At 57.4% G+C, this 22,063-nt stretch carries 27 protein-coding genes; 9 read left to right on the forward strand and 18 right to left on the reverse strand.

The window, feature by feature from the left end:
- The first annotated feature begins 13 nt into the window (after window positions 1–13).
- On the forward strand, window positions 14–799 hold the full coding sequence (locus tag THEVEDRAFT_RS05440; protein WP_006583708.1) for a LamB/YcsF family protein: 786 nt from the start codon (window positions 14–16) through the stop codon (window positions 797–799).
- Window positions 796–1,608, forward strand: coding sequence for a putative hydro-lyase (locus tag THEVEDRAFT_RS05445; RefSeq protein WP_006583709.1), 813 nt, complete (start codon window positions 796–798; stop codon window positions 1,606–1,608). Before THEVEDRAFT_RS05440 ends, THEVEDRAFT_RS05445 begins: the two co-directional genes overlap by 4 nt.
- A 107-nt stretch (window positions 1,609–1,715) precedes the next feature.
- Here THEVEDRAFT_RS05445 and jag read toward each other — a convergent pair whose 3' ends face one another.
- The 5 genes from jag to rpmH all read right to left on the reverse strand — a co-directional run bounded on the left by jag (window position 1,716) and on the right by rpmH (window position 4,200).
- Complete coding sequence (jag, locus tag THEVEDRAFT_RS05450) at window positions 1,716–2,387, reverse strand: RNA-binding cell elongation regulator Jag/EloR (protein WP_006583710.1); 672 nt, start codon at window positions 2,385–2,387, stop codon at window positions 1,716–1,718.
- Window positions 2,388–2,473: 86 nt separating this feature from the next.
- A complete protein-coding gene (locus THEVEDRAFT_RS05455) occupies window positions 2,474–3,277 on the reverse strand; it encodes a YidC/Oxa1 family membrane protein insertase (RefSeq protein WP_006583711.1) in 804 nt (267 codons plus the stop codon).
- 130 nt (window positions 3,278–3,407) lie between these two features.
- Window positions 3,408–3,665 (reverse strand): membrane protein insertion efficiency factor YidD, encoded by a 258-nt coding sequence (gene yidD / locus THEVEDRAFT_RS09360; RefSeq protein WP_425358253.1) that lies wholly within the window; start codon window positions 3,663–3,665, stop codon window positions 3,408–3,410.
- Entirely contained in the window at window positions 3,631–4,059 is a 429-nt protein-coding gene (gene rnpA / locus THEVEDRAFT_RS05460; RefSeq protein ID WP_006583713.1) for a ribonuclease P protein component, read from the reverse strand. The genes yidD and rnpA overlap by 35 nt, the downstream gene beginning before the upstream one ends.
- 6 nt (window positions 4,060–4,065) lie before the next feature.
- The gene (gene rpmH / locus THEVEDRAFT_RS09365; RefSeq protein WP_006583714.1) at window positions 4,066–4,200 is read right to left on the reverse strand and encodes a 50S ribosomal protein L34; all 135 of its coding nucleotides are present in this window, start codon (window positions 4,198–4,200) and stop codon (window positions 4,066–4,068) included.
- Window positions 4,201–4,367: 167 nt separating this feature from the next.
- Here rpmH and rpsT point away from each other — a divergent pair, with 167 nt between their 5' ends.
- Window positions 4,368–4,646, forward strand: a complete 279-nt coding sequence (gene rpsT, locus THEVEDRAFT_RS05465) for a 30S ribosomal protein S20 (protein WP_006583715.1) — start codon at window positions 4,368–4,370, stop codon at window positions 4,644–4,646.
- 148 nt (window positions 4,647–4,794) lie between these two features.
- On the opposite strand, the gene THEVEDRAFT_RS05470 is transcribed toward rpsT, so the two are convergent.
- From THEVEDRAFT_RS05470 to THEVEDRAFT_RS05520, 11 genes are all read right to left on the reverse strand, one after another.
- On the reverse strand, window positions 4,795–5,697 hold the full coding sequence (locus THEVEDRAFT_RS05470; protein WP_245522774.1) for a DNA polymerase III subunit delta: 903 nt from the start codon (window positions 5,695–5,697) through the stop codon (window positions 4,795–4,797).
- Window positions 5,698–5,711: 14 nt separating this feature from the next.
- Entirely contained in the window at window positions 5,712–8,201 is a 2,490-nt protein-coding gene (gene leuS, locus THEVEDRAFT_RS05475) for a leucine--tRNA ligase (RefSeq protein ID WP_006583717.1), read from the reverse strand.
- A gap of 227 nt (window positions 8,202–8,428) precedes the next feature.
- The gene (locus THEVEDRAFT_RS05480) at window positions 8,429–9,175 is read right to left on the reverse strand and encodes a slipin family protein (protein ID WP_040825792.1); all 747 of its coding nucleotides are present in this window, start codon (window positions 9,173–9,175) and stop codon (window positions 8,429–8,431) included.
- 30 nt (window positions 9,176–9,205) lie between these two features.
- Entirely contained in the window at window positions 9,206–9,541 is a 336-nt protein-coding gene (locus tag THEVEDRAFT_RS05485; RefSeq protein WP_245522610.1) for an NfeD family protein, read from the reverse strand.
- A 38-nt stretch (window positions 9,542–9,579) separates the two neighbouring features.
- A complete protein-coding gene (gene radA, locus THEVEDRAFT_RS05490) occupies window positions 9,580–10,947 on the reverse strand; it encodes a DNA repair protein RadA (protein WP_006583720.1) in 1,368 nt (455 codons plus the stop codon).
- The gene (locus THEVEDRAFT_RS05495; protein ID WP_006583721.1) at window positions 10,947–11,747 is read right to left on the reverse strand and encodes a PHP domain-containing protein; all 801 of its coding nucleotides are present in this window, start codon (window positions 11,745–11,747) and stop codon (window positions 10,947–10,949) included. The genes radA and THEVEDRAFT_RS05495 overlap by 1 nt, the downstream gene beginning before the upstream one ends.
- Window positions 11,747–12,082, reverse strand: a complete 336-nt coding sequence (locus THEVEDRAFT_RS05500; RefSeq protein WP_006583722.1) for a hypothetical protein — start codon at window positions 12,080–12,082, stop codon at window positions 11,747–11,749. The genes THEVEDRAFT_RS05495 and THEVEDRAFT_RS05500 overlap by 1 nt, the downstream gene beginning before the upstream one ends.
- A 7-nt stretch (window positions 12,083–12,089) precedes the next feature.
- Complete coding sequence (locus THEVEDRAFT_RS05505; protein ID WP_006583723.1) at window positions 12,090–13,394, reverse strand: [Fe-Fe] hydrogenase large subunit C-terminal domain-containing protein; 1,305 nt, start codon at window positions 13,392–13,394, stop codon at window positions 12,090–12,092.
- Between the two features lie 47 nt (window positions 13,395–13,441).
- Complete coding sequence (locus tag THEVEDRAFT_RS05510) at window positions 13,442–13,876, reverse strand: ATP-binding protein (protein WP_006583724.1); 435 nt, start codon at window positions 13,874–13,876, stop codon at window positions 13,442–13,444.
- A gap of 6 nt (window positions 13,877–13,882) precedes the next feature.
- Window positions 13,883–14,245, reverse strand: coding sequence for a DRTGG domain-containing protein (locus THEVEDRAFT_RS05515; protein WP_006583725.1), 363 nt, complete (start codon window positions 14,243–14,245; stop codon window positions 13,883–13,885).
- A gap of 89 nt (window positions 14,246–14,334) precedes the next feature.
- Window positions 14,335–15,558: an ABC transporter substrate-binding protein gene (locus THEVEDRAFT_RS05520; protein ID WP_006583726.1), complete on the reverse strand. Its 1,224-nt coding sequence runs from the start codon at window positions 15,556–15,558 to the stop codon at window positions 14,335–14,337.
- A gap of 67 nt (window positions 15,559–15,625) precedes the next feature.
- On the opposite strand from THEVEDRAFT_RS05520, the gene THEVEDRAFT_RS05525 reads away from it, so the two are divergent.
- Window positions 15,626–17,023 (forward strand): sodium:solute symporter family protein, encoded by a 1,398-nt coding sequence (locus tag THEVEDRAFT_RS05525; RefSeq protein WP_006583727.1) that lies wholly within the window; start codon window positions 15,626–15,628, stop codon window positions 17,021–17,023.
- Here THEVEDRAFT_RS05525 and THEVEDRAFT_RS05530 read toward each other — a convergent pair.
- The gene (locus THEVEDRAFT_RS05530) at window positions 17,011–17,505 is read right to left on the reverse strand and encodes an adenosine-specific kinase (protein ID WP_040825794.1); all 495 of its coding nucleotides are present in this window, start codon (window positions 17,503–17,505) and stop codon (window positions 17,011–17,013) included. The two genes, THEVEDRAFT_RS05525 and THEVEDRAFT_RS05530, sit on opposite strands and share 13 nt — an antisense overlap.
- Window positions 17,506–17,854: 349 nt before the next feature.
- On the opposite strand from THEVEDRAFT_RS05530, the gene THEVEDRAFT_RS05535 reads away from it, so the two are divergent.
- The 4 genes from THEVEDRAFT_RS05535 to THEVEDRAFT_RS05550 are packed head-to-tail and all read left to right on the forward strand — an operon-like array spanning window position 17,855 to window position 21,133.
- Window positions 17,855–18,739: a branched-chain amino acid ABC transporter permease gene (locus THEVEDRAFT_RS05535; RefSeq protein ID WP_006583729.1), complete on the forward strand. Its 885-nt coding sequence runs from the start codon at window positions 17,855–17,857 to the stop codon at window positions 18,737–18,739.
- Window positions 18,740–18,750: 11 nt separating this feature from the next.
- Window positions 18,751–19,626 carry a branched-chain amino acid ABC transporter permease gene (locus tag THEVEDRAFT_RS05540; RefSeq protein ID WP_006583730.1) on the forward strand — a complete coding sequence of 292 codons (876 nt, stop codon included), beginning with the start codon at window positions 18,751–18,753 and terminating at the stop codon, window positions 19,624–19,626.
- A 2-nt stretch (window positions 19,627–19,628) separates the two neighbouring features.
- Window positions 19,629–20,396, forward strand: a complete 768-nt coding sequence (locus THEVEDRAFT_RS05545; RefSeq protein ID WP_006583731.1) for an ABC transporter ATP-binding protein — start codon at window positions 19,629–19,631, stop codon at window positions 20,394–20,396.
- Window positions 20,397–20,398: 2 nt separating this feature from the next.
- Window positions 20,399–21,133 carry an ABC transporter ATP-binding protein gene (locus tag THEVEDRAFT_RS05550; RefSeq protein ID WP_006583732.1) on the forward strand — a complete coding sequence of 245 codons (735 nt, stop codon included), beginning with the start codon at window positions 20,399–20,401 and terminating at the stop codon, window positions 21,131–21,133.
- Between the two features lie 107 nt (window positions 21,134–21,240).
- Here the strand turns inward: THEVEDRAFT_RS05550 and THEVEDRAFT_RS05555 are convergent, their stop codons facing one another.
- Complete coding sequence (locus THEVEDRAFT_RS05555; protein ID WP_006583733.1) at window positions 21,241–21,681, reverse strand: OmpH/Skp family outer membrane protein; 441 nt, start codon at window positions 21,679–21,681, stop codon at window positions 21,241–21,243.
- A 125-nt stretch (window positions 21,682–21,806) separates the two neighbouring features.
- On the opposite strand from THEVEDRAFT_RS05555, the gene THEVEDRAFT_RS05560 reads away from it, so the two are divergent.
- Window positions 21,807–22,022: a putative Se/S carrier protein gene (locus THEVEDRAFT_RS05560; RefSeq protein ID WP_006583734.1), complete on the forward strand. Its 216-nt coding sequence runs from the start codon at window positions 21,807–21,809 to the stop codon at window positions 22,020–22,022.
- Window positions 22,023–22,063: the final 41 nt, after the last annotated feature.

Below are 22,063 nucleotides of genomic sequence, written 5' to 3' on the forward strand. Positions count from 1 at the left end.
GGGGTTGATCACGTTGTCTTTGCAGATAGACCTTAACAGCGACCTTGGGGAGTCCTTCGGGGCCTACAAGATGGGTGACGACGAAGCGCTTCTCAAAGTTGTTAGTTCCGCCAACGTGGCCTGCGGATTTCATGGAGGGGATCCGTCGGTTATGAGGCAAACCGTTGGGCTGTGCTCAAATATGGCGGTAGCGGTCGGAGCCCACCCCTCCTACCAGGATCTTCAGGGGTTCGGACGTAGAAACGTTTCCATGACCCCCGACGAGGTTTACGAGATATGCATATATCAGGTGGGGGCCCTAATGGGGTTCTGTAAGGCCGCCGGCGTCCCCCTTGAGCATGTCAAACCCCACGGTGCCCTCTACAACCAGGCGGCAAAGGACCTCGACCTTGCGAAGGCCATAGCTGCGGCAATCAAAGACCTGAGCAAGGGAGACAGGGATCTTATACTGCTGGGGCTTGCGAACTCCAAGCTCCAAGAAGCCGCGGAGGAGTTATCGGTACCATTCGCTGGGGAGGCCTTTGCCGATCGGGCATACCAGCCGGATGGGACCCTGGTACCCCGCTCTCAAAAGGGGGCGGTGATACACGACCCAGCCATGGCATCCCAAAGGGCACTGGAGATGGCCCTTCACGGGAAGGTGGTCGCCCATGACGGCTCCGAGGTGGTGATAAACGCCCAATCCATATGTGTACACGGGGACACAAGGGGAGCGGTGGAGATGGCAGTTAAGATCAGGGAAGGCCTCCTTACCGCGGGGGTTAGGATAAGGCCCATAAGGGAGGTGCTTGGCCTATGACGAAAGACGAGATCCACTTGGAGGGACTCCGGGGGCTCTCCCCCAAAGAGGTACGGGGTATAATCCGGGCCGGGAGATGGGAAGGGCCCACCGCGGGGCTATGTGAGGGCTACGCCCAGGCAAATCTCGTGGCGTTACCCAAGGAATACGCCCTTGACTTCATGATCTTCTGTCAGCGCAACCCTAAGGCATGTCCCGTCTTGGACGTGACGGAGCCGGGCAAGCTGGAACCCACCTTGATGGCACCGGGGGCAGACGTGAGCACCGACATACCCCGTTACAGGGTCTATGAAAACGGGGGCTTGGCAAGGGAGGTAACGGACGCATCTCCTTTTTGGCGGGAGGACCTAGTGGCGTTTCTCCTTGGCTGCTCGTTCTCCTTTGAATGGGCCCTTATTGAGCAGGGGATACCGATAAGACATATCGAGGAGAACGTAAACGTGAGCATGTACGTTACCAACATCCCATGCAAGCCCGCCGGCCCGTTCAAAGGACCCATGGTGGTGAGCATGAGGCCTATACCGCACCATATGGTATCAAGGGCGGTTTTGTGCACAGGCCGCTTCCCCTCCGTTCACGGTTCTCCTGTGCACATAGGGGATCCTTGGGCCATCGGGATAAAAGACCTAGCTAAACCGGACTTTGGGGACCCGGTGACCATAAAGGACGGTGAGATCCCCGTCTTTTGGCCTTGCGGGGTAACTCCCCAGGCGGTAGCCATGGCCAGCGGCATACCCTTCATGATATCCCACTCCCCCGGTCACATGTTCATATGCGACGTTAAAAACTCGGAGCTAGCGACCTTCTAAGGGCTTTGCAACAAGGCATGGAGGGGACCTTAAAGCATTGAGGGCTCGGAACGCAGCAACCGAGCCCTCATGCTATTTTTTGATCGCGTAAATAAATAAACTATATCCTACTCCCTATTTCTACGGGATCTACCTGACCCAAGGGATCCCCTTCTATCCAAGCGCTTAGGCCAAACCACGACCTTGCGGAACGGTTCTTCCCCCACCGACTTCGTCTCCACTTGATCGTTCTCCTTAAGGGCCATGTGGATGACCCGTCTTTCCCAGCTGGACATGGGTTCCAGGCTAACGGGTCTGCCGCGCCTCACGGCGCTGGCCGCGGCAGACCTGGCGAGCCGTACGAGGTTAGCCTCCCGCTTCTCCCTGTAACCGCCGCAATCAAACCTCACCCTGGGGGAACCCGGTTGGTTATTGACCATCAGGTTGCAGAGATGCTCCAAGGCCCTAAGGGTTTCCCCGTAGCGGCCTATCACTATCCCTGAGTCGGGGCCTTCTAAATTAACAAGTCCTTCCTCCGAGATCGAAGCTTTTATATCCAGGTTCATCAGAGCCAACATATCCAAAGCACAACGCCTAACCCGGAGGATCTCCAACGGTCCCTTGGGGGCGACTTTTATCTTAAGCTTCTTGCCCAAAAGCCCGAAAAGACGCTTCTCCTCTCCCAGCACTTCAACATCCAGATCCGACGGATCCAGGCCCAACCTGACTGCCCCCTGCACCCTGGCCTCTTCGGTTGATGAGGCCTCCACCAGCAAGGAATCCTCCAAATCCAGGCTCACAAGAGATCACCTCACCATTCAAAAGAACCCCTATAGCGCAATCCATAAATCCAGCTAAGACATGCGGCGATACGGCGCTCTAACTCCTACCCCTGCTTTTCCACCTCGTGAACATCTTTGTGTTCCGGCTTGTTCTTGTGAAGCACCGGCTTTACCTTCATCTCCTCCTCGGTCCTCATCAAAACCCATTTCTGCTGGGCCACGCTTATCAGGGAAGAAGCACCCCAATATATCATGACCCCGCCGGGCAGGCTCAAGCATATGAAGGACATGAAGAGCGGCATGAACCAGTTCATGAAGGCCATCTGCGGATTGTTACCGGAGCTAAGCTTCTGCTGATACCAGGTAAGGAATCCGACCACCGCTATGAGTATCACCGATGCCCCATACAGGTCAACCCTTGCAAGTCCCGCAGGGTTGGTAATTATAGCTCCCAGGACGGCGGTAAAGGTTGGCTTGGATGCCCCCATCCCAAGAGCGGCTCCCAAGGCCCCAAGGGCAGAAGTGCTCAATGGGACCCCAAGGAAAGAGGTGTTGGAGAAGTCATAGTTCATCAGGACCCGGTAGAGCAGGATGAAGATCGGCAGCTGCACGAGAAGCGGGAGACATCCCGCCGCCGGGTTAACCCCATGCTCCTTGTAGAGCTGCATCATCTCCTGGTTCATCTTCTCCTTGTCGTTGGCGTACTTCTCCTGTATCACCTTCAACCTGGGCTGTATCTTCTGCATCCTCTGCATGCTGACCATCTGTTTGTGGGAGAGGGGATGCAAAAGTATCCTCACCACAACGGTGAGAAGTATTATGGACAGCCCGTAGGAACGGGTTATGGAATAGAAGAAATTCAGGGTGCCCAACATCAAATCACCCGCGGCATTCCAAAGGGAACCCACTAATCTCAGCCTCCTTAGGGGATCTTAGTCTGATAATACTAGCCTCTTAAGACCAACTACCCATGTCCTCGATGCCTAAACAAGCCGGTGCTGAACCGTTATTATATAAGGAACCAAAGGAAACAGCCCCTTATTTTTTTAATGGAACTGGATCGTATCCCCCCGGATGCCAGGGGCCGCAGCGGAGGATACGTCTTAACGCAAGCCATGTGCCCCTCACGAGTCCGAACCTCGACAGCGCCTCGTACGCATACTGGGAGCAGGTAGGATAAAAGCGACAGTTTTTGCCCAGCATAGGGGAAAGGAACACCTGATACGCCCTTATTAACGACAAGCAGAGGAGGACCAGCGGGTTACGGATCCCCCTGGTCCACCTCCCAATTCTCACCAGGCCACTGATCTGTAAGGAGACCGTTCTTCTCCATGAGCAAGGCCATTTCCCAATAGATGTCCCTCGCCGTGACGCTAAGGGCCCTTTCCCTGAGAGATACCGCAAGCCAAACCCCTTTCTTCGTCCACGGAAGTAGCCGTCTTAAGGCCTCCCTGGCACATCGGCGTCCCCGAACCCGCCTGGCGGCCTTGGCTACCCGTTTCCCCACGGTGACCCCCACCTTAAGGGTTTCATCGGGGGAGTCCACGAAGAACAGCCGCACCAGCTCGCCGCATGACCGGCGGCCGGTGCGGAACACGAAGTCGAACTCCCATCCGCTCTTAAGGCGAATCTCCCTTGGAAAGGAGAACAGCCCCCTAGGCCTACCGGGACACAACCCCCTACCCGACACGGCCCCTTAAACGGCCAGACGCTTGCGCCCCTTGCGGCGCCTGTTGCGGAGCACGCGGCGACCGCTGGCGGAAGCGGAGCGCACCAAGAAACCCATGCTGCGCTTCCTGGGCGTGTTATGCGGCTGATAAGTGCGCTTCAAAGTCTACACCCCCCCGTTTGGTCTTGGTGGGCCCTAAAGCCTCTTCAAGGCATGCTTTGGTACTATAACACAGCCACGCCTTGGGGGCAACAATGCTCTCCAAGGTTGCCCTTGGTGGGATTATTGTGATATGATGCTTCTCGTTTGAGAAAAAGGAGGTGACGGCAGTGCCGAACAAGAAGTCCGCAGCTAAGAGGGTTCTGGTGGCCGAGAGGAACAGGCTCTACAACCGTTTCTGGAAGACCCGCTGCAAGAACGCCATCAAGAAGGTACTTGAGGCGGTCAGCGAGAAGGACGTTGAGATGGCCCAGAAGCGTCTTAACGAGGCTCAGTGCATCTTGGACAAGGCGGTGGTTAAGGGAGTCATCCACCGGAACACCGCGGCCCGGCGGAAGTCGGGCGTCGCCGCCAAGGTACACGCCCTGCTCAAGGGCGCTCAGGCCTAGCGACGATAGGGCCGGGCACCTCTCAATACCGCCAAGACAAGGTCCCCTTAACGCCTCCGCTGGAAGCCAGGGGACCTTTTTGTTACCTTTACCTCTCCAACCCTCCAGCTCAGCCCACGGAAGCTCAAGAGGGGTGGCGTTCCATCTTTCATCGCCTCATCCCAGCCAAGAGGGAAAACACCGCAAGGTCAAGCCTGGCCCAACCGGAGCCCAAGCCCATCTTCTCCATCAAGTTGACCTCTATTACATCCCGGAGGAAGCGGGCCAATACCCCCTTAGCATAGACTTGGGAGGCCTTAACCGCCATCTTGAGCGCATAGGGCCTGGGATAAAACGCCCCTTGAACCCATCTTTCCCCAAAGCGGGCGGCGTAAAAGGCCAACCGAAACCGGTTATGAAGGGCGGTTATCACGGGGAACAGGTCGTCACGACGCTTCAGGAACTCAAGCCCCTCAATGGCCTGCGAAGGCTTCCCGAGGCAAAGGTCGTCCAGGAACGACACCAGCCGCCTCTCCCCGTCCCCCACGCAGAGCTCCGCCACGTCCTCAATCGAAACCTCCCGCCTTAACAGGGCCAACTTCCTAAGTTCCCCGCATATCTCCTCCCGGTCCTCAAAGGACTCGGATACGAACGCCAAGGCATCCCTAGATAGCAAAACCCCATCCATCCTGGCCCTATCGGAGATCCAGCGGAGCCGTTCCGCACCGAACCTGGGGATCGGCTGGTCCAGGTACATGGATACCTTCCGGGAACCACTGGATACCAGCTCCTCAAGCCCTTTGGGGACCTGTTCGGCGGCGATCATTATCACTGCAGGAGCTTCGGGCCCCTCCAGCATGGGCAACAAGGCCTCCGGAAAGGGGGAAAGGTCCTTCCCCACCTCCACAAGGGTAAAGGACCTCTCCGCGAAGAGCCCTCCGGAGGCGCTATCCGCCAAAATCTCCGCCCAACCCTCGTAGTTTCTGCGGATCACGTCAGCGGTGGAGAAGCCCATTTTCTTGGAAGCCGCATGGAGGAGCCCCCGCCAAGAGGAGGGCTCCCCCACCAACACGACCAAGTGGGGCACTAGGGCTTCACCACCACGTTGACCAGCTTATCGGGCACCGCTATGACCTTCACTACATCCTTGCCCTCCAGCCGCTTTATCACTCGAGGATCCTCCATGACCACCTTTTGGAGCTCCTCTTTTGACAGCCCCGCCTGGACCGTGAGCTCCTCGCGGACCTTTCCGTTTATCTGGAAGACCACTGTGACATCCTCAAGCTTAAGGCACTCCAGGTCAGGCTTCGGCCAGCTGGCCAGGGATATCATCCCCTGATTACCCATCATCTCCCAGAGCTCCTCGCATACGTGGGGAGTGAAGGGAGCAAGGCATAGCAGCAGGGTCTCGACTCCCTCCCGCAGGACGCTCATGGCCTCCGGGGTGCGGGACTTAAGAGCCCCCAAAGCGTTGCTCAGCTCCATGAGGCTCGCCACGGCGGTGTTGAACTGCTTCTCCTCCTCTATATCCCTGGTAACCTTATCCACGGTCCTGTGGATCAAGCGCTTAAGGTCCCTCAACGCCTTGTCCTCTATGGAACCGATCTCCATGGGCTTAGGAGCAGATCTAAGCGCATCCAGATTATCCTCCACGAGACGGAAGACCCTTCCAAGGAAACGATGAGCCCCCTCCACCCCCTTGTCGGACCAGTCCAAGTCTTTCTCCGGGGGAGCGGCGAAGAGGATGAAGAGCCTTGCGGTGTCCGCCCCATAACGGCTTATTATCTCGTCGGGATCCACCACGTTGCCCTTCGACTTAGACATCTTGGATCCATCCTTTATGACCATCCCCTGGGTCAAAAGGTTGGTGAAGGGTTCCCTGCAGTCAGGCGGCAGGAGCCCAAGATCTGAGCAGACCTTGGTGAAGAACCTTGCGTATATGAGGTGCAAGCATGCGTGCTCTATGCCACCTATGTATTGGTCAACCGGCATCCAGTAGGACACATCCTCCATCTTGAAGGGGGCATCGCTGCTACAAGGTGAGGTATACCGCAGGAAATACCAAGAGGAGCATATGAAAGTATCCATGGTATCGGTCTCCCGCCTGGCGGGTCCTCCGCATGCGGGGCACTTGGTGTTAACCCAATTGGCGGCCTCCGGCAAGGGGGAACCGCCTCCCTCAAGGACCGTTACGTCCATGGGAAGGGTGACCGGCAGCTCCTCCTCCGGGACCGGGACTATCCCGCACCTATCACAATAGACCACTGGGATAGGTGCTCCCCAGTACCGTTGGCGGGATATAAGCCAATCCCGCAAACGATAGTTGACCTCTCTGCGTCCCCATCCCTTATCCTCAAACCATTGGGCCATCCTTGATATGGCCTCCCTCGTGGGAAGGCCGTCGAACTCACCGGAGTTGCACTGGATCCCATCGTCCTCAAAAGCCGCCTCCATGGAGTCCCCATTGGGGATCTCACCATCCGCTGGCCTTATCACGGGGATGACCTTAAGACAATACTTCCTGGCAAACTCAAAATCCCTCTGGTCGTGGGCTGGGACGCCCATGATCGCCCCGGTGCCGTAATCCATGAGAATGTAGTTGGCTATCCATATGGGTATCCTGCGGCCGTCAACGGGGTTCACGGCGAAGAATCCGGTATCAAGCCCCTCCTTCTCGGCCCCCAGGGAGCTCCTCTCTATCTCGCTCTGGCGCATCACCTTAGATGCAAAGTCCAGTATCTCCTGCCCCTTGGGGGACAGCGCCGCAAGGCGTCTTACCAAAGGGTTTTCCGCCGCCAACGCCACGAAGGTAACCCCATAGATAGTATCTATCCGGGTGGTAAAGGCCTCTATCTCAAGGTCCGTACCTTCAACGGAGAAGCTAAGGCGAACCCCTTCGGACCTGCCTATCCAATTTCGCTGCATCATCCGGACCCTCTCGGGCCAGCCGACGAGGGAATCAAGGCAATCCAGGAGCTCCTGAGCGTAGTCGGTTATCCTCAAGAACCACTGCTCCAGGTTCCTCTTGGTGACTGCGGTGCCACACCTCCAACAGTGGCCCCCGTCCACCACCTGCTCGTTGGCCAGGACGGTCTTACATGACTCGCACCAGTTCACCGGGGCCTCCTTACGGTAGGCCAGTCCCTTTTTAAAGAACTGAAGGAACAGCCACTGGGTCCAGCGGTAATAGTTGGGGTTGCATGTCTCCACCCGCCTCCGCCAGTCATAGCTGCACCCCATTCGCTTCAGCTGGCTGGTCATATGCTCTATGTTCTTCCACGTCCAATCCGCAGGCTGGACACCGAACTTAAGGGCCGCGTTCTCCGCGGGCAATCCGAAGGCGTCAAACCCTATGGGATACAGCACGTTGTAACCCCTCATCCGGAGGAACCGGGCCATAAGATCCCCTATCGAGTAGTTCCTGAGGTGTCCCATGTGAAGGGCTCCGCTCGGATAGGGGAACATCTCAAGGCAGTAGAACTTCGGCTTCTCTCCGCCGGTCTCGACGTGAAAGGCTCCGCTATCCTCCCATGCCCTCTGCCACTTAGGCTCTATGCTTCCAAAATCGTAAGCCATACCCCTCGCCTCCATGACGTAGACTTTACATTCATAATGGGCCACATTATAACCACCAAACAGGCCTATAGCAAAACGGAGGGGCTTCAAGCCCCTCCAAAATATATGCCACTGAGATTCCCAAGCACCATTTCTACCTATATCGCAGCTCCCAGGTGGTGCATCCAGAGGGAACTACAGCCCTGTGGTTCCCAATTCCTAAGGATCCTAGCCCTCTTGCCGCAACCTCAGGACCCCTTCTTCTCCAAGAAGGGCCGTATAAGGTCTATGGGGAGAGGGAACAGGGTGGTGGAGTTCTTCTCGCTGGCCACCTCCCGCAAGGTCTGAAGATATCTTAGCTGGAGCGTTATTGGGGAGCTCTCCATGACCGTCGCGGCCTCTGAAAGCGCCCTGGCGGCCTGGAGTTCCCCTTCTGCGGCTATGACCTTAGCGCGGCGCTCCCTCTCCGCCTCCGCCTGTCGCGCCATGGCCCGCTTCATCCCCTCTGGCAGCTCTAGCTCCTTGACCTCAACCGCGCTGACCTTGATCCCCCAGGGGTCGGTCCTCTCGTCTATTATCTGCTGAAGCTCCATGTTTATCTTGTCCCTGGCGGAGAGCACCTCGTCCAGCTCGGACCGGCCTATAACGGACCTCAATGTGGTCTGGGAGAGCTGGCTTGTGGCCATTATGTGGTTCTCAACCTCAACGACCGAACGGGACGGATCCATCACCCTGAAGTAGACCACCGCGTTAACCTTTATGGGGACGTTGTCCTTGGTTATGACCTCCTGCACTGGGACATCCAGCGTCACCACCCTAAGGTCCACCTTGAGGACCCGGTCTATGAAGGGTATGACCACGATCAGTCCCGGCCCCTTTGCCTTTATAAGGCGGCCCAGGCGGAACACCACCGCTCGCTGATACTCCGGCACCACCTTTATCGAGGACGAAAGGATCAGCAATATGAAGAGCAATCCGAAGATGCTCCCCCCCATATCCAGTATAAACCACAGCAAATCGAACACCTAAAACCCCCTCCTTCCTTCCCCCGCCCCCGCTTCATCGATTTCATCAACGGGGCGCACCAAAAGGACCAGGCCATCCACCCGTTCGACCATCACTGAAACCCCCTTAGGCAACTCTCCTGAAAGGGATCTAGCCTTCCAAATCTCCCCGTGACAGAACACGGTTCCGGAGGGAGACAGGTCGGTCAAAGTAACCGCTCTTGCCCCCTCCATGCCCTCAAGGCCGAAAGAAGGCTTCTGGCGGAGGGCCCTGACGGAAAGAATGGTCACCAAGACCACCGCCGCTAACAGGATTAGCCAAACTCCCAAGGGGTAATCCATCAGCCATGGACTCAACAAGCCTATCCCCCCTAAGCACAAGCAGAAGACTGATGTCAGCGAAAGACCAGATCCGCCGCTTCCCTCACGTTCTTTATCGGTATGATACCACCTGAAGCGATCTCTTTAGCCCCTTTGTAACTAACGAAAAATCGGTTGCACCCAAAACGTTCGGCTTCCCGGATCCTGTTCGCCAGTCTCGGCACCGGTCTCACCTCGCCGGCGAGCCCCACCTCACCTATAAAACAGGTCTTTAGGTCAAGGGGCACATCCTTGGCGGCGCTCAAGAGGGACATGAATACCGCCAGGTCGACCGCGGGATCCTGCAGGGTAAGTCCCCCTGCCACGTTAAGGTAAACGTCGCTGGTCCTAAGGGAGATCCCGCAACGCCTATCCATTACCGCCAGCATAAGCTGAAGCCGGTTCAGCTCAACCCCCTTAGAGGCCCGCTTGGGATAGGGGAACGGGGATTGGGATACCAGGGCCTGAATCTCAGAGAGTATGGGCCTTGAACCCTCCATGGAGACCCCCATGGCAACCCCTGAGACCCCGTCCTCATCGCCCCAGAACAGGGCGCTTGGATCGAGCACGGGACGCAGGCCGGCCTCCCCCATCTCGAATATACCAAGCTCGTCGGTGCTCCCAAAGCGGTTCTTCTCCGCCCTTAGAAGCCTGTTCCTGGAGGTCCTCTCCCCAAAGAACAGGAGCACCACGTCAACCAGGTGCTCCAGCACCTTGGGCCCCGCTATAGCACCTTGCTTGGTGATGTGGCCTATCATCACTGCGGAGGCCATCGTGCGCTTGGCGAAGCCGATCACGTTCTCCGCCACCGCTCTCACCTGGTTGGGGGAACCGGGCCAACCGGTGGCCTCCGGGTGTCTAAGGGCCTGCACGCTGTCCAACACTAAGAACTGGCATTTAAAGTCCTCCGCCGCCGCAACCGCCTTCAGGACGTCCTGACATACCAAGATCTTGAGGTTTTCCGATGCATCAAGCCCAAGCCGTCTTGCCCTCATGGCTATCTGCGAGGCGGTCTCCTCGCCGGAGACGTACATCACCCTGCCGCCGGAGGCGGCTACGGCGGCGCAGGATTGAAGGAGAAGCGTAGATTTACCAACCCCCGGCTCGCCGCCGAGCAGCACCACCCCCCCGGGAAGCCATCCGCCGCCGAGCACAAGGTCCAGGTCCTCAAGGCCGCTCGATATCCTCTCCTCTGGGACTACTTGATCCAACGTAACCGCTTCGGGGGTGGGATCCGCCGAAGCCGCCGATGATACCGGAAGGATCTCCTCCTTCTCCATGGTACCCCAGGCACCGCAGGAGGGGCAGCGGCCCACGAGGGTGAGACTAACGAAATCACAGGAAGAACACCGGTAGCGAGATGAGATCTTGGAACTGGAAGGCTTGGATTGATTTGAAGGCATCATTCAACCCCCGCTCCACCAATGGGGATATCAGGGGGAAAGCGCCAGGGTTCCAGGATCCCCCTGCCTCCTTCGCCGCGGAAAGCCAGTCTCAGCTCCTCGAAGGACGGCTTATCCAGCAGGAACTTGGTACACCTCTCTAAGGATATCTGAGAAAGGTTATGGGCATCGGATGATCTGATGAATGGGAACCTGCCCTCGGGCAGGGATGTCATCAAATCCGCGGCCTGCTGATCCGATGCCCTTGAGGATATCTCTATGGCATCCACGTCCAGGTCCTCCGGTATGGGCCCCAAGACAGCGGTGTAGGAGAACGAGGGCCGGTCCACGTGGGACAGGATCGAGATGCCGTTACGGGTTCTTATCTCGTGGAGAACCCTGTCCACGTCGGCGGAAATCCCCTGCACAAGGAGTTTTTCAACCTGGTCAAGTATGTTGCCATCCTTATCAACCACCAGCTGGTACCCGAAAACATCCGGATCGTTCATCACCGGTCCCAGGCGTTCAAAGAGCCAGTCCTGGAAGTCCATGGCAGCATCCACCTGGTCGAACAGGGCCACCACGTGTATGTCCTCCTCGGTCTGAACTTCGCAGCCCGGGATGATCCAAAGGGGTGTATCTAGCGCCTCCGCGGCGTCCATAAGGCCCCTTACGTTGGCACAGCTGTTGTGGTCCGTGAGGGCAAGCCCGTCAAGCCCCACCTCCGCCGCCCTCCGGGCTATGTCCCCCAGCCCCATCTCAAGGTCGCCGCAGGGGGACAGCACGGAGTGCATGTGAAGATCCAGGTTGAAAACCCTCATCAACCCTTAAGCCCCAAGGATCCCAGCAGGGAGCAGGCCCCGAAGGCAGACAGGGGGGTTGAGACCAGGCATATCCCCTCCTTGCCGCACCGGTCCACCAGGTCCGGTGATGGCTCCCTGCCGCAAGCCAGTATTATCATGGGCATCTCCTTCAACACCGCCACCGCCGCCACGTTAACGTGGGTTTGGATGGTCACCCAGGCGGCGGACTCTGGAGCGGTACCCATGACGTGGCTGAGGAGGTCCCCGACTATACCGTTAAGGACTTCCGCATTCTGATTTCCCTGAGAGTACACGGTGCCCATTAGGGCATTTGCTAAATCCTTGACTTTCAAGGAGGGGTCAACTCCTTCCCTTCATCGTATGAGGCACGCTCTTGGAGAGCAGGACTATCCGGTTAGCCAGGTCGGATATCTCGTCCCTTAGCTTGAATATGCAGTCCGTGATCTCCCCCTCGCCCCTTACTATATCCTCCGCCATGGCGTTGCAGGAGGGTCTGCCGCAGGATCCGCAGTCTATGTGCGGGAGCTCCGCGTATATGGCCTTCATCTCCTTAAGCTTTGCCATCGCCTCGGTGAGGTTCTCCGACAGGGGTATGCGGGGACGGGGAGGCACGGGTTTCTCAAGAGCCCATATGCCGCTTTCGTACATCGCCGCCAGCTCTTCCCTCTCGGAGGGCTCTATCTCCCATGGGGCCGGCAGGGGCTGCAGCCGGAGGCTCGCCAAAAAGCGGGACTCCGCGTTGGCGATCCCGCCTATGCACCCCAAGTCGCATATGCGGCACTCCACGAAGTCGACCCCCGCAAGCCGTCCGAGCTCAAGGTCCTGAAGAAGGTCGAGGGTGTTCCTAAGTCCCGACACCGCCAATGTCACTATGGGTTTGGGGGAGAAGGCCCTTACGTGTCTCGCCTCTCCTCCCCTTAGGGCCCATTTCAGCCACCGCTTGTTAACGGGATCCGGCAGGTTGTCCGCCACCTGAGGGCCCGCAGCCAGAAGCTGTCTCGTCACCTTTCTCACGGACACCACGTGCTGGAAGGGGCTGGAGGATCGGGACACGGGGTTCCTTACGAGGGTGATCTTGGAGGGGCATGGGGAGAGCAAGGTTATGGGGTCATCCCTGAGGGTCTCACGGCGCCAAAGATCGCCCATTATGTCAAGCGGGTTTTGGACCGGGACCAGACGGCCCAGGAGCTCCGGGAAACGAACCTGGATGAGCCTCACCACCGACGGGCAATAGGTGGATATGAGGGGGAGCTGCTCCCTAGAGGCGGTGTCTATCGCGGCGGCCACCGCATAGGCCGCCAGATCGAAGGCCTTCGGGGCCTGGGTGGTTATCATCTCCAGTCCCCACTCCCTAAGGCATTCTATAACCATGGAGGGATGCCAATAGGCTCCGAACTGGGCGAAGAAGGTGGGATCCACCGCCAGCACTCCGGGGGTGTGGGATCTTATCAGGTCCCAATCATCCTCCTCAAGCCCAAGGGCCTTCTTGCCGCAGGTCCTCAAGCACTCCCCGCAGTCTATGCAAAGATCGGGAAGTATCCTTATGGAGCCGTCAACCACCCGGATGGCCTCGGTGGGACACGATTTAAGGCAATTGACACAGCCCTTGCAGGCGGACTCGAATATCCTAACGCTGTGAGACAACAGGACCACCCCTTGACCTTTTTCTTTATTAACCTAGCCGGCAGCCCCTACGAACTAGGCGGAAAGACTATAACAGACTTCACTGCGGTGCCCTTCCCAACCTCGGTTTCTATGTTGAACTCATCGGAGTTCTTACGAATGTTGGGCAGTCCCATGCCGGCACCGAATCCCATCTCCCTTATGTGATCAGGGGCGGTGGACCACCCCTCTTGGAGGGCTTTCTCCACATCCGGTATGCCAGGCCCTTGGTCCACCGCCAGGATCTCCAATTTATCCGGGTATATCATGGCCTTAAGGGTCCCGCCACCGGCGTGTATGACCAAGTTCATCTCCATTTCATAGGTTACCACCGCAGCCCTCCTGCATATGGCAGAGGGAACACCCAGCATCTTCAGGGTCTCCTTTATGTTGTTGGATGCCTCACCAGCAGCCAGAAAGTCATCTCCTTCAACCTTGTACTCCAAACTGACCGGCACATCCACCGCTCATCATTCCCCCTCGCTGGGAAGGTGACAGGCGGGAACCCCCATTTTGTACAGCTCTCCGCAAACCTTGTACATGCTGTGCCCGCAAAGTATTATGGGGATCCCGCTCCCCTGGGCCAGCTTAACCGTATCCTCCTGGGGTGTCTTCCCCCTGACGAAAAGGATGGACGACAGATCCAGCATTTGGGCAGTCCTGACTATCTGGATGTTGGTCAGCCCCGTTATCAGCATGGACCCGGGGGTACAGAACGCTAGGACATCGCTCATGAGATCCGAGGCGTAGGCGGAGCGGACCTCCTCGCCTAGTTTATCCTCACAACAGAGCACCCTACCGTCAATGGCTTCGACTATCTCCCTAAGATTCATCGTCTAACAACTCCCTCCCAGTAGTGATCCCCGGTTAGAAAAACAACTTGAGAAAAGATTAACAAAAGATCCGAGGATACACAAGCACATCACTTTTCCGCAACAGAACCGGAGCTCACCGGAGCCACCTCTTCCAGGAAGGTGGACTTGCCCTTAACCCTTATCACTCCGAAGGACCTTTTTACGGGCCTATGGGTTATGGGGCTTATGGCCAGCATCTCCCCCGCAAGGGGTATATCCCTGGTGGAGCTAAGCGAGGCAGCCAGCTTAGCGGGGTCCGCAGAGCCTGTGGATTCATAGGCCTTTATGACCCAAACGCCAATGGCGTAGGCCTTAGCGGCGGCGACCAGATTGGTTACGTCCCTCTTCACGGTTCTTATTATGTTCCAGCGTATCCTTTGGAGTTCCTTTTGCCTCAGTGAAAGCAGGTGATCCGCGTCCACGTACAACAGCCCGTCAGCCTCTTTAAGCAGCTTTTGATCCGGATATGCCCCATGCCAGACCTCCAGGGGCATTCGATAGGTATAGGCGGTCTTCCAAAGGGAAATGGAGCCCATGGAATCAAGCCAGCTCACCACTACGTTTGCCCCTTCCGCCGAGGCCTCTGCCAGGCGGTACCTGTACCCCGCGTCCCCGGACCCCATAAGCCAGAATAGCCGCGCACCGGGCTGTCGTTTCGCCAGGAGAGAAAGGGTAACCTGAGCTCCTTGGACCATGGCAGGGTCATATCTGTCTGATATAACCGCTCCTTTTAGGGCGCGCTTGGCCATAAGCTGAGACAATACGTTAGCCCGATAGTTGCGAAAGAAACCGAGGGCAAAAAGGTAAGGGTGGGGTTTGCCGGAAGGTCCCCGGAGTGATAGGTCTTCTCCGTCCGAAAGGATCAACGAAGGACCGGAATCCCTGCACGCCTTGACCAAGGCCTCCATTACGGGTCCATCATCAAAGCAGACTATGACCCCCACCTTCATTGAACGCCAAATTTTAAGACGTTTTAACGCGTCCTCCGGGTCGGATATATCGGGGTATAAAAAGACCACGTCCCTTCCATGGACCCCGCTGTGAGCCTTGGAGACCTCCATCTCCGCGGTCCTAAGGGCCCATTTGAGCGACTGGCCCTCAGGGGATCCCCAGCCCTCCTTCGGGGGTATGACCACCACAGGCCACCCCCAACCCTCTTTCAGGGCGGACAAGTTCTCTCCCTGGGCGGTCCAGCCCCCGTTTGGCCGGAATGGAGCCGGTTCCACCAGACAAAGGAGGGCGATGGTGAGGGATGCTAAAAACCTTTTAGAGGGCAAAAAGTTCCGCAACATGGCAATATCTCCCCATTCCTTGCTTCGATATGGTGCTCATGGGGTATGATACCCCATGAGGTGAGATATGGTGACCATGCTTTTCTTCTTCGGGGTAGCGCTGGTGTTAATTTCGTTCGCTCTTCTGGGGATGATGCCCAGGGGCGGGGTCAAGGGTGCGGAGGATTTCACCGTTGCGGGCCGCAGGTCATCCCCCTTATCGGTGGTGGGGGTTCTTCTCGGGGCCTTGGTTGGGGGGGCTTCCACCATAGGGACCGCCCAGATGGCCTACATGTGGGGCATATCCGCCATATGGTTCACCCTGGGGGCCGGAATAGGCTGTCTGCTTCTGGCGTTGACCATGGCGGGGCCGTTAAGGCGGGGCAGGAAGGAGACCATCATACAGATAATACGAGAGGCCTTTGGTCAGAAGGTGGCAGCCACGGTGCTCATATCGTCCCTGGCGGGGACGTTTCTGTCCGTGGTGGCCCAGTTTTTGTCCGGCGCGGCCCTCATAGGAACGGTGGCCAAGGTTAGGACGCCTGTGGCGCTTGGTCTGATGGCGCTCATGGTCTTCGCATTCATAGCCTCGGGGGGGTTGAAAAGCTACGGGGTTCTGGGGAAGGCGAAGCTGCTCATGCTCTACGTTTTGATGGGCCTTTGCGCTTTCAAGGCCATGAGCATAGGGGAGACGCCGCTCAAAATAGCCTCTACCCTGCCGTTTCATCCCTATCTTAACCCCTTTGGGCGGGGTTTTTTCAAGGACATCGGGGCGTGCGTGGCGCTCATAGTTGGGGTCTTTTCCACCCAGATATACCTGCAGTCCATATTCGCCGCCAAGGATGAGGCTACGGCCAAGAAAGGGGCTTTCCTTTCGGCGCTGCTCATGCCTCCGCTGGGTCTTATGGGGATATGGGTTGGGCTGTCCCTTCGGAGCGCCGGGGTGGAGATCGAGCCGTCTCACGCGCTTCCGTGGTTCGTGGTGCATCACTTCAATCCAATGGTGGGGGGCATCCTCTGGGCATCGTTGTTCATAACCACTGTGGGCTGCGCGGCGGGGCTTTCCTTGGGGATGGCCACAAACCTGGCGCGGGATTTCGTGTCCCCCGCCATCGAGGGTTTCATGTCCTCCAAGGGCATAAACCCCAGGGGGACGGAGATGCTGGTCCTAAGGACATCCGTGGCGGCGGTGGTCTTGTCGGCCCTCTTGGTGGCTTTAAACGGGAAGGACGGCACGATACTCAACTGGGGTTACATGAGCATGGGGCTCAGGGGTTCTGGGACCTTCTTCCCCATGATAGGGGCGGTTCTCTTCCCTGGGAGGATCGGTCCCAAGTGGGCCCTTGGGGCTTCACTTGCGGGCCTAGTAGGAACGCTGGGTTGGAAGGCCCTTGGATACGAGGGCGAGCCCCTTTATTTTGGGCTCGCCCTGTCAATGGTCATCTTCCTCTTGGGTCTAAGGTCATCGGATCATCAGCGTTTGTAGCCTATTATGTCCCGAAGGAGTGACCTCCTGGCCCTCACGTGTTCCTCCGTCTCCACCCCCTTGGGTGGGAAGCCATCCACAACTCCGAGGATGCCCCTTCCTTGCTGGGTTACCGCCACCACCACCTGCAGAGGGTTGGCGGTGGCGGCGTAGATGGAGCAGACCTCCTGGACGGACTTTATTCGATCAAGCACGTTGATCGGATATCCGTTCCTCAGGAGGATGACGAACAGGTGTCCTGCCCCTATGGCAAGGGCGTTTGACACCGCCGCTTCAACAAGATCCTCTCTGTTCCCGTCCTTCCTCACCAGGCAGTCCCCGGAGGCCTCGCAAAAGGCTATCCCGAACTCAAGGGAGGGAGATGAGGTAACCAGGGCCTCATAAAGATCCTCCACGGTCTTTATGAAGTGGCTCTGTCCAAGGATAACGTTGCAACCCTCCGGTATCTTGACCGGCACCAAAGAAAGGCTAACCTCTGACATGACATCACCTCCTAGCAGCATATTATCACCCTCCTTACCACCGAACGACTGGCTCAAAATCCATAGAATTGCGAAAAAAGATACCATGCCCAGGGGCAACAACAAAAAATAAACGACAAACACCACTTATAATTATTCTTTTAAACAATTATCAAAAAATACTTACCAATAAAACAGATAGCGCCTCCAGCACCTTGAGGAGGTCGATTAGTTCATGCCATGTCAATAAAGACTAAGTGAACTAATTTTCTGATACAATTTACCCGTGCGGCATCCGCACCACACAAAGGCGGGAGGTGGTCTTTTTGTTAAGGGATCTTTGTATACCATCACGGGTGAGGTGTTCAAGATGGGCGGCTCGGTAGTTCAACAGATCATAAACGGCCTGTCCCTAGGTTCCGTTTACGCCCTGATAGCGGTGGGATACTCCTTGGTCTACTCAATCCTCCTGTTCTCAAACTTCGCCCACGGAGGTTTCCTGGTCATAGGAGGCTATACCTGCTACTACGCCCTTAGGGGGCTTGGGATGAACATCTGGGCGGCTGGGGCCATATCCCTTTTGGCGGGGGGATTATCGGCGGTGCTCACCGAGCGGGTGGCCTACAAGCCCATAAGGGAGAGGACCTCCGTTACGCTGTACCTGCTCATAGCCTCCATGGGCATGAGCATAGTGATCGAAAACCTCTTCGTGGTAACCGTGGGAGGCCGTTTCAGGGCGCTGCCTCCGGTGATTCCCACGGACCCGGTGAACTTCCTTGGCATAGCCACCACCAGTGCCTTCGACATAATATCCCTGGTGACCGCGGTGGTATGCCTTACGGGGCTGCAGCTCTTCTTGAGCAAGACCAAATGGGGGCTGGCCATAAGGGCCGCATCCTACAACCTCAAGACCGCGGGGCTCATGGGGGTAAACGTGAGCCTCCTCATATCCATAGTCTTCTTCGTGGCGGGGCTTCTCGCCTCCGTGGGGGGCATATTCCTCTCGGTCCGCTACACCCTCTACCCGCAGCTCGGAGCGATCACCATAAAGGCCTTCGTTGCGGCGGTGATCGGCGGCCTTGGCAGCCTTCCAGGAGCAGTGGTGGGAAGCCTCATCCTTGGCCTTGCGGAGATGCTTACCGCGGGGCTCATCTCTAGCCAGTTCAGAGACCTCGTGGTCTTCGCGCTTCTCATCTTCACCCTTCTCATAAGACCCACCGGGCTTTTCGGCAAGTCCGTAGGGGAGAAAGTGTAGGTGTGGCAACGATGGAAGGATACGGACAGGGAATAATCATTCTTCTGTGCATAAACTGCATAGCCGCCATGGGGGTGAGCCTTCTGACCGGCTTCACCGGCATATTCAGCCTGGGCCACGCGGGTTACATGGCCATAGGGGCTTACACGGTGGCCATACTTACCGTGGAGCACTCGATCCCCTGGTTTGCGGCGCTGATCATAGCGGGTCTCATTGCAGCGCTTCTGGCCTTCGTTATAGGAGTTCCAACCCTCAAGCTCATGGGGGACTACTACGCCATAGCTTCCATAGGCCTCGGCGAAGCCATAAGGCTTATCATCGAAAACTGGCAGTCGGTCACCCGGGGAGCCCGGGGCTATCCTGGTATAGACGCTTTCACCACCATGCCGGTGGCGCTTGGCTTTGCGGTCGTCCTTGGGGCCTTCATGTTCTTCCTGGTGAACAGTAACTTCGGCCGGGCCTTCAAGGCCTGCAGGGATGACTACCTGGCGGCGTCCCTCCTGGGCTTCAACACCGCCCGCTACAGGGTCCTATCCCTCACCATATCGGGGTTCTACTGTGGGGTAGCCGGGGGATTGCTCGCGGGATTCATGTCCTTCATCCAGCCCGTCATGTTCGACATAAACAAGTCCACGGAGCTCACCGCCGTTGTGGTCTTCGGGGGGCTAGGGTCCATGAGCGGCTCAATACTGGGTACAACCGTCATCACCCTTGTGACCGAGCTGTTCCGGCCCATCTCCCAGTACAGGATGCTCATATACGGGTTGGTCCTGGTGTTAATAATGGTCTTAAGGCCCGAAGGCATAATGGGACAGAGGGAACTCAAGGGCGTCCTCATGGGTCTACTGGGCAGCAAGAAGGCCGGCGGGCCTAAGGAGGTGGCGTAACGGTGTCCTCGGTGCTGGAGCTGGCGGGGGTCAGCAAAAACTTCGGCGGCGTCAAGGCGGTTCAGGACATGACCTTCTCCCTTGAGAAGGGGGAGCTGGCGGCGTTGATCGGCCCCAACGGGGCGGGCAAGACCACCATCTTCAACCTCATAACCGGGGTGTACGACGTGTCGGAGGGGAAGATAACCTTCAAGGGTGAGGACATAACCCCTCTCAAGACCTACGAGGTGATAGGCCGCGGCATTGCACGAACCTTCCAGAACCTGCGGCTGTTTGCCTCGTCCTCGGTGCTGGAGAACGTCATGACCGCCTGTCAACAGCACTATCGGTACAGCTTCATCGAGGCCTTTTCCCACCTTGGACGATGGGCCTCCATGGAGAGGCAGAACCGCAAGTTCAGCATGGAGCTCCTGGAGCGGGTGGGGCTTGCGGACCGGGCCCACCAGGCGGCAGGGACCCTCCCGTACGGACTTCAGCGAAGGCTTGAGATAGCAAGGGCCCTCTCGCTAAAACCGGAGCTGCTCTTGCTGGACGAGCCCGCGGCGGGCATGAACCCCGAGGAGGTGGAGCAGCTTAACGAGCTGATCGTGGGGATCCACAGGGATTTCGACCTCACAATACTGGTAATAGAGCACCACATGGAGCTTGTGATGACCATATGTCCCCACATAATATGCATGAACTTCGGGGCCAAGATAGCGGAGGGAGGACCTGAGGACATACAGAACCACCCGGAGGTCCTAAAGGCCTACCTGGGAGAGGAGGATTGATCATGAGCCAGGATAAGTCCCCGCTGCTGTCGGTCCGCGGACTGGTGGTAAACTACGGGGCCATAAAAGCCCTGCAGGGAGTTGATCTGGACGTATACGCCGGTGAGATAGTGGCGGTCATCGGCGCCAACGGGGCGGGAAAGTCCACCCTCATGAACGCCATCATGGGCAGCGTGCCAAGGCAGGGAGGCAAGGTCTTCCTCGACGGCCAGGAGCTCCCTTCCAGGAGCTATCAGGTGGTCTCCCGAGGGGTGGCCATATCCCCGGAGGGCAGAAAGGTCTTCGCCCCCCTGACGGTGAAGGAGAACCTCCTCATGGGGGCGTTCCCACAGAAGTCCGATTCCCAGATTCAGGCGGACATGCGGAAGATATTTGACCTATTCCCACGCCTGGAGGAGAGGATGAACCAGTACGCGGGCACCCTGTCCGGAGGGGAGCAGCAGATGTTAGCCATAGGGAGGGCCCTCATGGCAAGGCCAAGGGTGCTGCTCCTGGACGAGCCGTCCTTGGGACTGGCCCCAATAATAATCAAGGAGATCTTCAAGGAGCTCAAGCGCATAAACGAGGAAATGGGGCTCACGATCCTGATAGTGGAGCAGAACGCAAGACAGGCCCTCATGCTCTCCCACAGGGCCTACGTGCTCCAAACCGGGCACATGATAATGGAAGGGGCTTCCAAGGACCTGCTCAACGACCCCCACGTGGAAGAGGCGTATCTGGGGGGCAAAAAGCGGTAGGCACAAGCAAAGATCCGTCCTGGGATAGCTTCGGAAACGAAAAAAGGGGAGGGGGCTCAGCTGCCCCCTCCCCCTTCGCGAAAAAGCAGGAAACGAGTGAAAAGAAACTAGTTCGCGGACTTCTTCTTAAGCTCCTGGATCACCTCGTCGGTGATATCTATCCCGCCGAAGAACACGGAGTTCTTATCCACCACAACGGTTATGCCCTTGTTCTTGCACACCGTCCTGATCGCGGTGTCTATGTCCTTGAAGATGGGGTCCATGAGCTTCTTCTCTTCCTGGGCGGCCTCGCTCCGCTTGGCCTCGAATATCTGGGCCTTCTTGTTGTTGTCCTTCTCCTTATCTATGGCGGCCTTCATCTCCGACTGCTTCTTATCCATCATGGCCTTTATCTGGTTCTGGGTCTGACTGAACTTGGGATGCAGGTACAGCACCTTCTGGGGATCCATAATCCCCACCTTCTCATCCGCAAGGGCCACCCCGCCAATCACACCCACCAGCATGACAGCCGCAAGGACCATCCCCACGAAACGCACGTTGAACCTCATGAAAAAACCTACCTCCTTCAATTTGGTAAAGCCCGCAAACTCAAACTGGGGTAGATTTTATACCCTACACCCATACAAGTCCACAAGTATAATTACCTATAACAAACCCAAAGGAGGAACCCGATTTGGAGTGCATCGCCACCTTCGACACCACCCACATGGCGCTTCTCTTTGAGAAGACCATGAGATCCCAAGGTCTCATGGTCAAGATAGTCCCCGTTCCGAGATCCCTGTCATCCAGCTGCGGTCTGGCATGTCGGTACCCCTGCGAGGAACACGAAAAGGTGGTCCGAACGGCGGAAGAACACCGCATCGAGGTGTCCGGCTACCACAAGATATGACGCCTTTGCCCTCGTGGCATACGCCCCAACAACCTGCGGCC

It is taken from the genome of Thermanaerovibrio velox DSM 12556 (assembly GCF_000237825.1).
GTDB lineage: Bacteria > Synergistota > Synergistia > Synergistales > Synergistaceae > Thermanaerovibrio > Thermanaerovibrio velox.